The 16390-nt window shown below is 40.4% G+C and carries 8 protein-coding genes; 4 read left to right on the top strand and 4 right to left on the bottom strand.

Going from position 1 to position 16390, the window contains the following annotated elements:
• The first annotated feature begins 243 nt into the window (after positions 1–243).
• From PHO43_RS01660 to meaB, 4 genes are all read left to right on the top strand, one after another.
• Positions 244–3222, top strand: coding sequence for a PEP/pyruvate-binding domain-containing protein (locus PHO43_RS01660; RefSeq protein WP_288011062.1), 2979 nt, complete (start codon positions 244–246; stop codon positions 3220–3222).
• Positions 3223–3339: 117 nt separating this feature from the next.
• Complete coding sequence (locus PHO43_RS01655) at positions 3340–9228, top strand: alpha-2-macroglobulin family protein (protein WP_288011060.1); 5889 nt, start codon at positions 3340–3342, stop codon at positions 9226–9228.
• A gap of 206 nt (positions 9229–9434) precedes the next feature.
• The gene (locus PHO43_RS01650) at positions 9435–9818 is read left to right on the top strand and encodes a DUF1573 domain-containing protein (RefSeq protein ID WP_045088952.1); all 384 of its coding nucleotides are present in this window, start codon (positions 9435–9437) and stop codon (positions 9816–9818) included.
• An 83-nt stretch (positions 9819–9901) separates the two neighbouring features.
• Complete coding sequence (meaB, locus tag PHO43_RS01645; protein WP_053827245.1) at positions 9902–10993, top strand: methylmalonyl Co-A mutase-associated GTPase MeaB; 1092 nt, start codon at positions 9902–9904, stop codon at positions 10991–10993.
• 3 nt (positions 10994–10996) lie between these two features.
• Here the strand turns inward: meaB and PHO43_RS01640 are convergent, their stop codons facing one another.
• From PHO43_RS01640 to PHO43_RS01625, 4 genes are all read right to left on the bottom strand, one after another.
• Complete coding sequence (locus PHO43_RS01640) at positions 10997–11725, bottom strand: YebC/PmpR family DNA-binding transcriptional regulator (protein ID WP_045088954.1); 729 nt, start codon at positions 11723–11725, stop codon at positions 10997–10999.
• 66 nt (positions 11726–11791) lie between these two features.
• Positions 11792–14254, bottom strand: a complete 2463-nt coding sequence (pheT, locus tag PHO43_RS01635) for a phenylalanine--tRNA ligase subunit beta (protein ID WP_288011058.1) — start codon at positions 14252–14254, stop codon at positions 11792–11794.
• 308 nt (positions 14255–14562) lie between these two features.
• Complete coding sequence (locus tag PHO43_RS01630) at positions 14563–15825, bottom strand: phosphoglycerate kinase (RefSeq protein WP_045088956.1); 1263 nt, start codon at positions 15823–15825, stop codon at positions 14563–14565.
• Positions 15826–15937: 112 nt separating this feature from the next.
• On the bottom strand, positions 15938–16357 hold the full coding sequence (locus PHO43_RS01625; protein WP_045088957.1) for an OsmC family protein: 420 nt from the start codon (positions 16355–16357) through the stop codon (positions 15938–15940).
• Between the last annotated feature and the right edge of the window lie 33 nt (positions 16358–16390).

The raw sequence follows: 16390 nt of genomic DNA, 5'->3' as shown, positions 1-16390 counted from the left end.
TTATTCTCATTTATTTCGATTGACTCATCAACTCTATGAGTGCTGTTTTCGAGCAATAAAGAGTTCTGCGCATTGCTCTGAAGAGTGTTGAGTTACTATTTCTATTGGTGAGTTTAGGCAAAGAATGAGATAAAACAATAAACGGTTCATTTTTTTAATTTATATTTGATTTCTGTTAAGTATCACCGTTATAAAGTACTCCGGCATGTTGTTGCAGGCAAGTTCTCATGAAACTATTAAAATATGAAGTTCAAAACATCCAGTTCGGTTATTAAAGCTCATGATATAAGTCAGCTGAGATTCAGAGATACACCATTCGTGAAACTGATGAATAAGCGTATATATAATATTCTTATGGTTGCATCAAGATATGATATGTTTATACTTGAAGATGATGGTCGTGTTGATGAACAGATCTTTAATGAATACACCTCACTTAATCTAAGATATCCGCCACGGTTCACACAGGTAAGCAATAATAAGGAGGCTCTTGCTGAATTAAAGCAGAATCATTATGAGCTTATTATCTGTATGCCAAATATGGATACAGGTGAGACGTTTGTGCTTGCCAAGCAGCTTAAGAAAGATTATCCGAGTATCCCGGTGGTATTGCTTACTCCATTCTCTAAGGCGGTAACACAGTCCCTAAGCAGAGAGGATCTTAGTGGAATCGATTATGTATTCAGCTGGCTGGGTGATACCGACCTGCTTCTGGCGATTATCAAGTTAATCGAGGACCACATGAATGTAGAACATGATGTGAAAACTGTAGGGGTTCAGACAATTATGCTTGTGGAGGACTCTGTTCGTTTTTATTCTTCTGTTCTTCCACTGCTGTATAAATTTGTTCTTTCAGAGTCTAAGGAGTTTTCAAAAGAGGCACTGAACGAACATTTACAGATGCTTAGGATGCGCGGACGTCCCAAAATACTGCTTGCACGTAATTACGAAGAGGCTGTTTCATATTACAAAAAGTATGGTGACAACATGCTTGGCGTCATTAGTGACATGAGCTTCAGTCGTAATGGGGTAAAAGATAAGCTGGCAGGAAAAAAACTGGGGGAGTGGATTAGAACTTATGATGTTGACATCCCTCTTATTTTCACATCTTCGGAGTCTCAGAACAGAGAGCATGTTAATGAGGCGGAAGATCTGTTTATTGACAAAAACTCCAAAACCTTTCCACAGGATCTTAGAAAAGCTATCAAGGAGAATCTTGGGTTTGGTGATTTTATAATTTCTGATCCAAATACAAACAAGGAGATATTCAGAATCAGAAACCTTAAGGAGCTGCAGATGAATATTCGCAATATTCCTGATGATGCTCTCTATTACCACCTTTCTCATAATCACTTTTCCAGATTTTTCTATTCACGTGCAATGTTTCCCGTGGCTGAAATGCTCAAGAAGATTGATGTCTCTGAGTATGCCAGCATGCATGATGCTCGTGAACTGATATATGCCACTATTGTACAGTACCGCAGGATGAAGAATACCGGTGTTGTTGCTGTATTTGAGAAGGACAGATTCGATCAGTACTCAAATTTTGCCCGTATTGGTGATGGCTCTTTGGGTGGAAAGGGTAGAGGTCTGGCATTTATCGGCTATATGGTTAAAACTCACCTTGAGCTGAATAATCATCAGAACTTCCCGGTTACGACACCTAAAACGGTTGTTTTGTGTACTGATATTTTTGATGAGTTTATGGAGGCTAATGATCTCTATCCAATTGCTCTGGCCGACCGGTCAGATGAGGATATGCTCAATCACTTTCTTGCTGCTAAACTTCCAAAAAGGTTGGTGAGCGACTTCCTTGTGTTCTTTGAAGCTATTGAGTCTCCTATTGCCATCAGATCTTCTAGTCTGCTCGAGGATTCACAGTACCAGCCGTTCGCAGGTATCTATTCAACTTACATGATACCTTACGTGAGTGATAAGTATATGATGGTGCGACTTCTCAGTGATGCTATCAAAGCTGTATATGCATCTGTATTTTACAGAGACAGTAAGGCTTATATGGCGGCTACTCATAATCTTATAGATCAGGAAAAAATGGCAATTGTACTACAGGAGGTTGTGGGGTCACGTTATGATAATCTGTATTATCCCGCAATATCAGGAGTGGGCAGGTCGATAAACTATTATCCTATCGGCAATGAAAAAACTGAGGATGGCATTATTAATATGGCTTTCGGATTAGGAAAATATATTGTAGATGGTAATATTGGTCTCCGTTTTTCTCCGCTTCACACATCCAACATTCTTCAGCTGAGTACTATTGAACTGGCTCTGAGAGATACGCAAACCAGCTTTTATGCTCTCGATCTGAATTCTGTTACAAAGGATTTTAGTGTGGATGATAGTTTTAATCTGCTTAAGGTTCGTCTGAAAGTGGCAGAGAAAAGCGGTCCTTTGCGTTATGTTGCATCAACATATGATCCGCAGGATCAGATTATTCGTGAAGGGTATTATGAGGGTGGAAGGAAAATCGTTTCATTTGCCAATATTCTTCAGCATGATATGTTTCCACTTGCAGAGATTCTGGATAAACTTCTGAAAGCAGGACAAAAAGAGATGGGGAGGCCTGTCGAAATTGAATTTGCAGTTGATATTGCTGATCAGAAACATGCATCATTCTATGTTCTGCAGATTCGTCCTATTGTCGACAGCAGAGAGGTGATGCATGAGAATCTTGAAAAGATAGACAGCAGTGATACTATTCTTATCTCCAGGAATGCACTTGGAAATGGATTGGTGGAAGATGTATTTGATATTATATATGTGAAGACGGATACATTCAATGCTGCAAAAAATCCGATGATTGCACGTGAGATTGAACGACTCAACGCGGAGTTCCTGGCATCAGAAAAAAACTATGTACTGGTTGGTCCTGGCAGATGGGGTTCTTCTGATCCATGGCTTGGAATACCTGTTAAATGGCCTCATATCTCCCAGGCAAAAATAATAGTGGAGTCGGGGATGGAAAACTATCGCATCGAGCCCAGCCAGGGCACTCATTTCTTCCAGAACCTCACATCTTTCGGTGTTGGGTACTTCACTGTGAACCCGTTTCTTGAGAATGATGGTTTCTTCGATGTGGATTTTTTAAATGAACAAACGGCATTTTTTGAAACTGACTATATTCGTCACGTTCGCTTCGATAAACCTATAGTAATCAAGATAAATGGTAAGAAACGAATGGGTGTCGTCATGAAGCCGTGAAAACAAATTGTTTGAATGAATTGTTAAATTGATATATAATTTCAGTTGTCAATTTAAACATTCAATGAGGTTTATTAGTCCCATTTTCTAAGAATTCTAAGAAAACCCTTACCATTTATGAGAAAAGCTTACTTAATATTACTTCTGACACTGCTTGTCTCAGGAGTTTTTTCCCAGAACCGAACGGAAATGAACAGAGATAACTATGAAAAAGAGTGGGCTATTGTTGCCGATTTCGAAAAGAAATCACTGCCTAAATCAGCTTCAGAGCAAGTGGGACTAATACTGCAAAAAGCTATTAAGGAGAAAAACACTCCTCAGGTTATCAAAGCTCTCATACATGAGGGCAAGTATGATCTGTCTGTTGATGGTCAGAACGACTCCCTGATATTTAATAACCTTAAGGAGATGCTCGAGAAGAGCAGTAACAAGGTAGAGAAATCTGTTATTCACTCAATGCTGGGGGAGCTATATCTTCAATATTATCAGAGAGATCAGTGGACAGTTAACCAGCGCACCGAGCTGGGAGATTTTCTTCCTTCTGATATGAAGGAGTGGACAAGAAACAACTTTTATGATAGGATTACAGAGCATCTGAATGCCTCGATAACATCCGAGGATGAGCTGGTTGCCGTAAACACAGAACTCTATTCTGAAATTATTGAAACAGGAAAGGATTCTCGTCGCTTCTTCCCTTCTATGTATGATTTTCTCGCACGAAGGGCTATTGAATTGTTTAGACAGATTGATACAGATGAAGATCTGACCAGAACTCTTAAAAAGAAAAATATCTTATCGGAGTCTCTGTTTACACCTTCTGAGCAATTTATTGAAATCGACTTCAGCCCTAAATCTACTGAATACAACCTTTGGGCTCTTGAGACATATAAAAAACTGATTAGATCGCTATCTGCCAGAGGATTAAAGAACTCTGTACTGTTAACGGATCTTGATAGAATTGAATATCTTTCTCAATTGCAAACCACTTATGCTTCGAATATTCAACCACTATTCAGCAAGTTGCTGGAAGAGTGGGAGGGGAACGAGTTCAGTGTTGAGATTGTTGATAAAATAGCATCAATGAATCTATATGAAATAGGAGTCTCCCGTTCTGACAATTTAGCAGCTGATCAGAAAAAGGAAAAACTATATAACCTGCTTAAGGAATATATAAACTGGTATCCTGATTATGAGCGTATATCTCTGCTGGAAAACCATTTGCAGCGGCTTACCAACCCATCTTTTACTGTGAGGGGAAACAGCACGTTCTCTATAAAAAAAGAGAAGAAGGTTAAAGTTTCCTACCGCAATCTGAAATCTCTCACTGCAAAACTTTACAGGATTGATTCACCTTTGGATATTCAGATGTCGCGTTCCGGTATTGGTCGTGGACTGGAAGGAAAAAGAACTTTTATCAGTGATATTGATATTCCTCTCAAGGATATTCCTGAGTTTATGGAGGGTGAAACTGAATTTAATATTGATATAGCTACTCCCGGTTCATATATTCTCACATTCTCATCAGATCCTGAAATTGAGAACAATGGCTGGGGTGATATATACTACTTTGCTGTCTCAGATCTTACAATATTTACACGTTCTGTATCTAAAAATGAGTATGAGTTTTTTGTTGTTGACAGAACTACGGGAGCACCTGTTAATAATGCCCTGGTAAAGGTTTATAATTTACCGGGTAACTGGCGAAATTCAGTGTTGACTGAGGTGGCGTCGCTGAATACCAATTCTGAGGGTCATACAGCTTATGCTAATACAGCAGATGACAATAATATCTTCTTTCATGCTATAAAAGGTGATGATAACGGCTCATTCCTTAATCGTTTCCCATTTTCACATATATATTATACAGAAGAAATAGATATGGGTTCAGAGGTGGTTGAACGAACTGATATTTTTACTGACAGGTCGCTTTATCGTCCCGGACAAACTGTCTACTTTAAAGCAATATTATCCCGTTCGGCTGATGGAGTAGCTGCGGTTCTTACCGACAAGCAGGTTGAGTTTATTCTTCGTGATGCAAACAGCAGAGAGCTGTCGAAACAGCTACTGAAAAGTAATGAGTTTGGATCAGTTTCAGGTGAGTTTGTTTTGCCTCAGGGATTGTTGCCCGGCTCCTTCATAATTGAATCTGAAAAGGGTAGTGTCAGTTTCCATGTGGAGGAGTATAAGCGACCAACGTTTGAGGTTACTTTTGACAAGATAGAGGGAACTTATAAGTTTGGTGAGGAGATAGTTCTTAAAGGCAAGGCTGAGAATTTCTCAGGGATCAAACTGCAGAATGCTATCGTGGATTGGAGAGTTTCAAGAAACCAGTCATGGTGGTGGTCGTGGCGAAGCTCTCCCGAGCATTTTGCGGAGGGCGTTAGTGTCACTGATAATGATGGTCTGTTCGTGATCTCATTTATCCCTGAAAAACCTGACGGCGGAATATCTCCAAGAGCAATATACTCATTTGTTGTGGAGGCTTCCATCACAGATATAAATGGTGAAACACAAACAGGCAGTTATACAGTAACTGTAGGTGATATCTCAATGATACTACAGACAGAGATGCCTGACTGGTTTGATAAGGATGGTGATGATAATATTGTTATCGCTGCAAAAAACCTTGATGGTGCCGATATAGTTGCCAAAGGGAATTATCAGCTGTTCTCACTGCTGGAGAATGATTCAACAGATAGACTTATGTTTAGCGGTCTGTTTGAATCAGGTGTGCAGAAAGAGATTAAGGAGCAATTGTCAAAATTGAAATCGGGTAAATACAGGTTGAAGCTTGAATCTGAGGATGACAGGGGCAATAGGATAGAGGCTGAAAAGGATTTTGTACTTTACTCGGTTAATGATAAACGACCGCCAATAAAGACAAACAGTTGGTTCATTGAGAAGAACACTCTCTTTTCTCCTAATAAGAGTGCAGAGATAATCTTTGGTGTTTCGGAGAGGGTTAATTTGCTTTATGAATTATGGCAGGAAAAAACTCTCCTTAAAAGGGAGTGGATTCTGATGAATAACCAAAACCTTACATTCACATTTCCATACAGTGAGAGCTATAAGAATGGTCTCACGCTTATTCTTACTTATGTTAAGGATAGTGAGTTTTATTCACGCAAAGTGGAGCTTCGTCCTGAAAAAGAGGATGAGAAATTGAATGTACGACTTGATGTGTTCAGGGACAGGATTCGCCCGGGGTCTGAGGAGGAGTGGCGTATCTCTGTGACAGATTCAAAAGGTAGACCAGCTGTTGCTGAGTTGCTGGCCTCCATGTATGATTACTCGCTTGACAATATCTTCCAAACATACCCGTGGAATCTCTCAAATTATATGTTTGACCGCTACGGAACAATGAGCTCACTTGGTCAGGATATCTCTTTCAGCATTGAAACAGCAATGGGTAATTTTCAATTGCCAACGAAAAATGTAAAAACGTTTGAATTCGACCGATTCAACTGGTTTGGCTTCTCATTGTATAACTATGGAAGGATCATGTTTAGGAGCAGTACTTCAAATATCCTGAACGAAGGGGTGTCATTAAGGGTCGATGCTGCAGCTCCACAACCGGCTCCTTCAGAAATAGTGGGATATGCTGAACTAAAGACTGATTCTGATATTGAGAGTGAGGAGATGGCAGCGGGTGCTGCAGAGCAGAGCGATGCTCAGCCACAGGTTAGAAGAAACTTCAATGAGACTGCATTCTTCTACCCACAGCTTAAAACTGATGACAAGGGTGGGGTACAGATAGCATTTACTGTACCTGAAAGCAATACCAGATGGCGTTTCAGGGTATTGGCTCACGATAAGAGGTTGAGTAATGATGCAGCAGAGGCTTTTACTGTTTCACAGAAGGAGCTGATGGTGACACCAAATATTCCCCGTTTTCTGCGACATGGAGATAAGACAGAGATATCTGCAAAGGTCTCCAATCTATCTGACACTACTCTTGCAGTCAGCGTGAAACTGATTTTCTTCAATCCTCAGAATGATATTGAAACAGATGATATTGAACTGATGAATGGCAGTAGATCAATATCTCTTGAGAGTGGTGCATCTGCCGATGTTTCATGGTCCTTTGTTGTGCCTTCAGATATAGATCTTTTGGGAATTCGTATAGTAGCTGAGAGCGCTCTTTTCAGTGATGGTGAACAGCATGCCGTTGCGGTACTACCTGACAGGATGATGGTTACAGAGAGTATGCGTATGGATATAAATGGTAATGATAAAAAAAGTTTCACTATGGAGTCGCTTGTTAACAGGGGTAGTGATACGGAAACAGACTATCGTCTGACTCTTGAGTTTACCTCTAACCCTGCATGGTATGCGGTGCAGGCACTGCCTGTTCTGGGACAGCCTGTAAGCGATAACGCCATATCCTGGTTTGCCTCATTTTATGCAAATATCCTGGCATCTCATATTGGTAAAACCTATCCGAGAGTATCAGCAATGGTTGAAGCATGGAAAAAACAGGGTGGCGATGCAGAAACGCTTCTTTCTGATCTTGAGAAGAACAGTGAACTGAAAAATATTCTTCTGGAAGAGACTCCATGGGTGATGGAGGCTAAAAATGAGTCTGAGCAGAAAGAGAAACTGGCTCTGCTGTTTGATCTTAACAGGAGTCGCAATTTAACTCTGACTTCAATTGATAAACTCACTGAGCTTCAGACAACAGAGGGCGGATGGAGCTGGTTCAAGGGGTTTAATCCTAGTGTCAGCATAACTCAATATATACTGTATGGATTCAGTCAGCTCAAATCTATGGGTGCAGTTGTGGTTACTGATGACCTGCAATCTATGCAGTTGAAGGCAGTAAGCTACATTGATGCTGAGGCATTAAGACGCTTTGAGAATCTTAAGAAATATAACAGGAACTGGAAAAGTATTAAAACGATCTCTACTGCTGATCTTGAATATCTTTTTGTGAGGGGTTCATACAGTGAGTTTTCAGTAGATGATCAGGTGAAAGAGATGACCGGTTTCTATAAATCGGTGATTATGAAAAACTGGACAGCCTACGGTCTCTACGAACGTTCATTAATTGCAATACTGATGGAAAGAGAGGGTAACAGTGGTATTGTAAAAAATATACTTGATTCCTACCGTGAGCATGCAGTTATTTCTGATGAGCTGGGTATGTACTGGCCAAATAACCGTGCTAATGTATTTATGTCACAATCTGCAGTAACAGTACACACCTTCATTATGCAGGCATTTATTGCAGGTAATGCCGGCAATACTGAAATGGATAATATGAAAAGATGGCTTCTGAAGCAGAAGCAGACTCAGATATGGGAGTCAGCTCACGCCACTGCAGATGCGGTTTATGTATTACTGAGCAGTGGAAATGACTGGTTCTCCGACAGTGGCACAACTACAATCTCATTAGGTGAAAAAATTATTGAAACGGATAAAGGTGAAGCTGGAACAGGTTATATTAAAGAGAGCTGGAGCGGAGGTGATATTACGACAGATATGGGTAGGGTAACAGTGACTCACAAAGGTACTGCACCTGCTTGGGGTGCTCTATACAGGCAATATTATGAGAATCTTGACAGGATCAGAAAGAGTGATGGTTCTCTCGATATTGAAAAGCAACTGTTTGTTGAGGAGAGTGGTGAATCTGGTGCGCAGCTGATGAGAATTAGTGGGGAGAGACAGCTTAAGGTTGGAGATAAGGTGGTGGTGCGACTCACTTTGCGTGCGGATCGTGATTTTGAATTTGTGCATCTGAAAGATTTGCGTGCTTCTGCTTTTGAGCCTGTCGATCAGGTTTCAGGTATCAGCTGGCAGAATGGTGTCATCTATTACAGAACCTCTAAAGATGCATCAACAAACTTTTACTTCGATGTGCTGCCACGTGGCACTTACGTTTTGGAGTACTCCGTTTACGTTACCCGTACAGGTAGTTATTCAAACGGAATAACCACAGTTCAGTGTATGTATGCTCCAGAATTCACTTCTCATACAGAAGGGTTAAGAGTTGATATTGCAGATTAAAAGATAGCAACTATTAGTGCCGCACGGGAAGATGATGTTTGTTAAGGATTTTTGTACATAAGAAGTAAAATATATTTCTGATGCTGTATCAAAGGGTGATAAAGTATTAGTAAAAAAATAGTTAATATAAGAACTGTTGTTAAACAGAATTGTTATTTTTGTGTCAATTAGAAATTAAGATAAAATTATCAACAAAATATATTGCAATGAAAAAAGTCGGTTTTATTCTACTATTCAGCTTAATTATGACAGGATTAGCTTTTGCTCAAAAGCCTGCCATGGAATTTCAGAAAACAGAACACAACTTCGGTACAATAAAGGAGGAGATCGGAGCAGTTACAACTCAATTCACATTCAAGAACACAGGTGATGCCCCTATTATAATTCAGCGTGTATCTTCTTCTTGTGGCTGTACAACTCCAAGCTATACTCGCCAGCCGATACTGCCGGGTAAGGAGGGGACCATTTCAGCGCAATATTCAACTGTGCGTCGTCCAGGTACTTTCAACAAAACCATAAGGGTTTATACTAATATTCCGGATACCGTTTATGTGCTTACTATCAAAGGTAATGTAACTCCGAAAAAATAATATTTCAGTTTCGGATTGATAATACAGACCGAATGAAGTAAATTTGCAAATGACTTCATTCGGTTTTTAATTTTAATCATATGATGGAACATCCCGAGAACGACGAGAAATACAAAGGTTTGATTGTGAATAAAGGAGTAACCCAACCACCAAGTGTAAATCCATATCTTAAGAAGAGGATAAAGAGGAAGACTAATTCTGCAGAGGAGTATGTGGAAGGTATTTTGTCGGGTAACCGCACAATGCTAAGTAAGGCTGTAACGCTTGTAGAGAGCTCTCTGCCTGAGCACCACGAACTGGCACAATCTATTATAGAGAAGTGTCTGCCACACTCAGGTAATTCAATCAGAGTAGGGATTACAGGAGTGCCGGGCGCAGGGAAAAGTACATCAATCGACTCATTCGGTATGCATCTTCTGAAGAATGGGCATAAACTTGCTGTACTGGCTATAGACCCTTCCAGTGAGCGTTCAAAAGGAAGTATACTTGGTGACAAAACAAGAATGGAAAGGCTTTCGGTTGAACAGGATGCCTTTATCAGACCTTCCCCATCTGCAGGTTCTCTGGGTGGCGTTGCAAGAAAGACGCGTGAAATTATAATTCTCTGTGAAGCAGCAGGGTTTGACTATATATTAGTAGAGACGGTGGGAGTGGGTCAGTCGGAGATTGCAGTTCATTCAATGGTGGATTTCTTCCTGCTGATACAGCTTTCAGGAACGGGTGACGAGCTGCAGGGAATAAAGAGGGGGATAATGGAGATGGCAGACGGTATTGTTATTAACAAGGCCGATGGTGATAATATTGCAAAGGCTAAGATTGCCAAACGGCAGCTTCAAAATGCACTGCATCTGTTTCCATTGCCTGAATCGGGGTGGACTCCTGAAGTGCTTACCTACTCAGGTTATTATAACATCGGGATTGAGGAGATCTGGGATATGATCGACCGTTATATAAAGTTTGTAAAGGATAATGGTTACTTCTATCAGAAAAGGAACGAGCAAGCTAAGTACAGAATGTATGAAACTATTAATGAGCATCTGCGAAACAGTTTCTATAATGATCCTGAAATTGCAGCACTGCTACTGAAGCTTGAGGATGATCTACTGCACGCGAGAAAAAGTTCTTATGCTGCAGCCAAGGAGGCTCTAGAAAGATACTCCCAGCTGCAGAAATAGGTTCTAATCCTCATCTTCCACTTCAGACATGTTGTGGAATACATTCTGAACATCATCGTCCTCTTCGAACTTCTCGAGTAGTTTCTCGATCTGCTCGCGCTGACTTGGTTCAAGATCTTTTGTGTCTTTGGGGATACGTTCAAATTCGGCTGAAAAGATTTCGAAGCCGTTATCTTCCAGATATTTCTGAATATCAGAGTATGATTTGAAGTCGCCATAAAGTAGTATATCTTCCTCTTCGTTAACAACTTCATCAACTCCGAAATCGATAAGTTCTAGTTCCAGATCTTCCAGATCAACTCCCTCTTTTGGAGCGATCTTGAATACACATTTATGGTCGAACATGAACTCAAGACTGCCTGAAGTTCCGAGAGAACCTCCATGCTTGTTGAAATAGCTGCGAACGTTTGCAACTGTGCGGGTGGGGTTGTCAGTGGCTGTTTCCACAACAATTGCTATACCATAAGGACCATATCCTTCATAAACCATCTCCTTGTAGTTGGAGAAATCTTTGTCGGTTGCTTTCTTTATAGCGCGTTCAACATTCTCCTTAGGCATGTTCTCTTTCTTAGCCTGCTGAATTAGTACCCTTAGGCGGGGATTTGAATCGGGCTCGGGACCACCTTCTGTAACTGCAATAGTTATTTCTCTTCCCAACTTGGTGAAAACGCGGGCCATATTGCCCCATCTCTTCATCTTTCTTGCTTTGCGGTATTCAAATGCTCTTCCCATAATATTATCTTGATTGCGCTTCTTTTTTATCTATATATCGATTATTTTCAAAATTATAATCCCTGATTATCTTAACTGTGCTCCCAGCTCATTTTGAAGGTTCTGCTGTATCTTGCTCATAACCTTGTCAATCTGCTTGTCGGTCAGCGTTTTCTCTTCATCCTGAATGATAAAGTTTACTGCATAGGATTTCTTGCCTTCTGGCAGATTCTTACCTTCATAAACATCAAACAGAACAACATTCTTCAGTAATTTTCTTTCTGATTTCAGTGCAACCTGCTCTATCTGTGCGAAAGTGACACTCTTATCTATGAGAAGGGCTAAGTCGCGACTAACCTCGGGGAATCTGGAGATTTCGGAAAACTGTACCTTATGTTTTTCAGAATCCTTCATCAGCAGATCCCAGTTCAACTCAGCAAAGAATACTTCTGATTCTATATCGAATGATTTCCTGATTGCTTTTGATACAACCCCAAAATAGCCCAATTTTCTGTTATTTGTGCCAATTGACATTGCTGTGGAGAAGAGATCGTTCTGAAGAGGTTCATATATAATGCGGTCTTTACCAATCCCGATTCTGATCATTATGTTCTCAATATGAGCTTTCAGTTCGAATACAGAGCTTTGCTCCTCAGGTGCAGCCCAGTTTTTATGTGTACGCTTGCCTGTTATCCATAAACCTGCATAGGTTGATTCAGAGTACTCTGCAAGTATATCATTATCCTTTTTCTTGTCTGCATCATAGAAGTAGCAATTACCAAACTCATAGAAACAGAGATCGCTATGTTTACGGTTACGGTTGTATACAATACTTTCAAGTCCGCCAAACAGAAGTGTCTGCCGCATAACGCTAAGGTCATTGCTTAACGGGTTCACCAATGTTACACAGTTTTTCAGAGGATATGTCTCCTGTATCTCATAATAACTCTTCTTAGTGAGCGAGTTATTCATTATCTCATCAAAACCGTTTGCTGTAAGCTGTTCAGATATAAGTGTCTGCAGGTTTTGTTTCCTGTCAGTAGCTGTTTTGTATGAAAGATTTGCCTTCAATGAATGGCTCACTTCTACATTATTATATCCATATATGCGAAGAATATCCTCAATCACATCAACATCACGTGTAACATCAACCCTGTATGTGGGGATACGAAGAGTAAGTTCAGATTCAGATTCAGCCTCAATTTCAATATCCAGACTCTTCAGAATGCTCTTTATATCGTCTTTTGGTATCTCCTTACCAATAAGCTTGTTTGTCTTATCATACGACAGAACAACTTTAGGCCGCTCTATTTCAACAGGATAGATGTCTCTTATCTCGCCTGCTATCTCTCCACCTGCAATTTCTTTAACCAGCAAGGCAGCTCTTTTAAGAGCATAAACTGTGTTATTTGGATCTGCACCACGTTCAAAACGGAATGATGAATCGGTGTTCAAGCCATGTCTGCGGGCTGTTTTTCTTACCCAGGTGGGATGGAAATATGCCGACTCCAGAAATATATCTTTTGTGTTTTCAGTTACACCGGAATCTTTACCGCCGAATACACCTGCTATACACATTCCCTCTTCACTGTTGCATATCATCAGGTCCTTATCGCTCAATTCACGCTCCTGATCATCAAGGGTTGTAAATTTGGTCTTTTCAGGAAGTGTGCGGATAACCACCTCATCACCTTTAATATATGCAGCATCAAATGCATGCATTGGGTGACCTGTTTCATACAGAATGAAATTGGTGATATCCACTATATTATTAATGGGACGCAGACCAATCAGCAGAAGTTTGTTCTTTAACCAGTCGGGACTCTCCTTCACGGTCACACCACGTATTGTCAGTCCCGAATATCTGGGGCAGGCCTCCCTGTTTTCAACTATTACCTCAATACCGCCATCTTTTTTGTCAATTGCAAAATCATCAACAGAGGGTTTTGTCAGACTGAACGATTTACCCTGCTGTTTAAGATATGCTGCAAGATCTCGCGCGATACCATAGTGAGAAGCTGCGTCGACACGGTTTGGAGTAATATCCACACTAAATACCCAATCACTCTGAACATTGTAATATTCAGCAGCCGGAGTTCCTACTACAGCATCCTCAGGAAGAACAATAATTCCATCATGATTATTACTCAGACCGATCTCAGCTTCGGAGCAGATCATACCTAATGATTCCTCTCCACGAATTTTAGAGCGTTTAATCTTAAACTCCTCTTCACCGGAATATAGGGTTGTGCCAACAGTAGCAACAACCACCTTCTGCCCCGCAGTAACATTTGGTGCACCGCATACAATATTCAGGGGTTCGTTTCCATCACCAATGTTTACTGTAGTCAGATGCAGATGATCAGAGTTAGGATGATCCTTGCATGTCAAGACTTCACCAATTACCAAACCCTTCAGACCACCTTTAATAGTCTGAACCTCCTCTACACTCTCTGTTTCCAGTCCGATCTGTGTCAGTACCTCAGAAGTTTGCTGTGGAGTTAAATCAAATTTAAGATACTCCTTGAGCCAGTTATAAGAAATATTCATTTTTTTGTGATTGCGAATCAGGTATTACAGTCTTATCCCATAATCCTGTATTTTTTTGAAATTGGTTTCAAAATTACAAAAAAAACCAATACATTAGCTTAAAACTTCAAAGAATCCCAGTGAGTTCACTACTGACTTCTATCAACTCAGCCCAGATAAATAATAGTTATTACTGTATCAGGAACAATACTGAAGCAGTACTCTTGTATTAAATCTGTCTGACAAGAGTGTTGTAAAACAAAACAGGGGCGATGTCAAACGAATGACCCGCCCCCGTGGATATTTTATGGCTTAATTAGTCAGTGGTATTAATACCCCCTGATAGCTTTAATTCCCGGTAAAACTTTTCCTTCGATCATCTCAAGAAGAGCACCACCTCCTGTTGATACGTATGAAACTTGATCAGCGTGACCGAATTTGTTAACGCAAGCTACTGAGTCGCCACCACCAACAAGTGAGAAAGCACCATTTTTAGTTGCTTCTACAATTGCATTTGATACAGCAAGTGAGCCTTTCGCGAAGTTGTCAAATTCGAATACACCTACTGGACCGTTCCAAAGAATAGTCTTTGAGTTTTTGATTACCTCAGTAAACAGTTTTTCAGATTCAGGACCGATATCCAGACCTTCCCAACCATCAGGTATATTTTTTACTGAAGCGAAGTCGGTTTTTGCATCATTGCTGAAGCTGTCGGCAATCTTAGTGTCGGTTGCAAGTACAAGGTTTACACCTTTTTCTTTTGCTAGTTCAACCAGCTCTCTTGCAAGATCAAGCTTATCATCCTCTACTATAGAGTTACCGATCTTACCACCGAAAGCTTTTGCGAATGTGTATGTCATACCACCTGCAAGGATCAGGTTGTCCACCTTATCCAGAAGGTTCTTGATAATTTCAATCTTAGTAGATACTTTAGAACCACCCATAATTGCTGTAAATGGTTTTTCTGTATCTTTCATCACCTTTTCTACTGCAGTGATTTCGTTCTGAAGCAGGTAGCCAAACAGTTTGTGATCACTGTCGAAATGATCAGCAATCAGAGCTGTGGATGCATGAGCACGGTGTGCAGTACCAAAAGCATCATTCACGTAAACATCTGCATATGTAGCAAGTTTCTTTGTGAATTCTTTCTGTGATTCCTTTAATGCCTTCTTTGCAGCAGCAACTTCTTCTTCTGTTGCATCAGCAGCAAGGCTGCGGGGTTTACCCTCTTCTTCAGCATAGAAACGAAGATTCTCAAGCAGCAACGCTTCACCCGGATGAAGAGCAGCCACCATTGCTTCGGTTGTTTCACCTATGCAATCCTCTGCGAATTTAACATCCACTTCAAGAAGTTCTGATACACGTGGTAAAATGTGCTTTAAAGAAAATTTATCGGTAACACCCTTTGGTCTGCCCAGATGTGATCCTATGATAACGCTGCCGCCATCTTTAAGTATTTTCTTCAGAGTGGGTACAGCTGCACGGATACGTGTGTCATCAGTAATGTTGAAGTTATCATCAAGTGGCACATTGAAATCCACACGCACGAATGCCTTCTTATTGGCAAAATTAAATGAGTCCATTGTTTGCATAGTTCCTATGTTTAATATGTTTTTTTAAGAATGATCTGTTGATAAATGATAAACCTGCCGCAAAGATATGAAAATATATGGAAATTTTTCTGTAATAAAGTGTAAAAGTTTATCAGTTATGAATTACTACTTCGTAAGTTACGGGTACTGCACTCTTATAAAGAGCAAGCACACCGCAGTACTTATCAAAAGAAAGCTTACATGCTCTCTCAAGCTTCTCAACTGGCAGATTATCGCCGGTAAACTCATATACCACCTTCATAGAGGTGTACACCTTAGGATGTTCATCAGACATCTCAGCATCGATGCGGATATCAAACCCTTTTAAATCTATTCGCATCTTGCGTACCATTTCTACTACATCCAGACCTGAACAACCGGTGGCGGCAACAAGCATAAGCTTTTTCGGTCGTGGTCCGGCATTATTACCACCTTGATCCTCACCAAGATCAATGGTTACTTTGTGCCCATCAAGATCGGTATCAAAAATATTATTCTCTCTCCAGCTGGTTTTAATTGAATGTGTTGCCATAGAATTACTCTCTTTTTAACTTGTTTATTATTA

This window comes from Lascolabacillus sp. (assembly GCF_028696275.1).
Classification (GTDB): domain Bacteria; phylum Bacteroidota; class Bacteroidia; order Bacteroidales; family Dysgonomonadaceae; genus Proteiniphilum; species Proteiniphilum massiliensis.
Note: the sequence above shows the minus strand (reverse complement) of the source record. Positions and strands in the feature narration are given on the sequence as shown.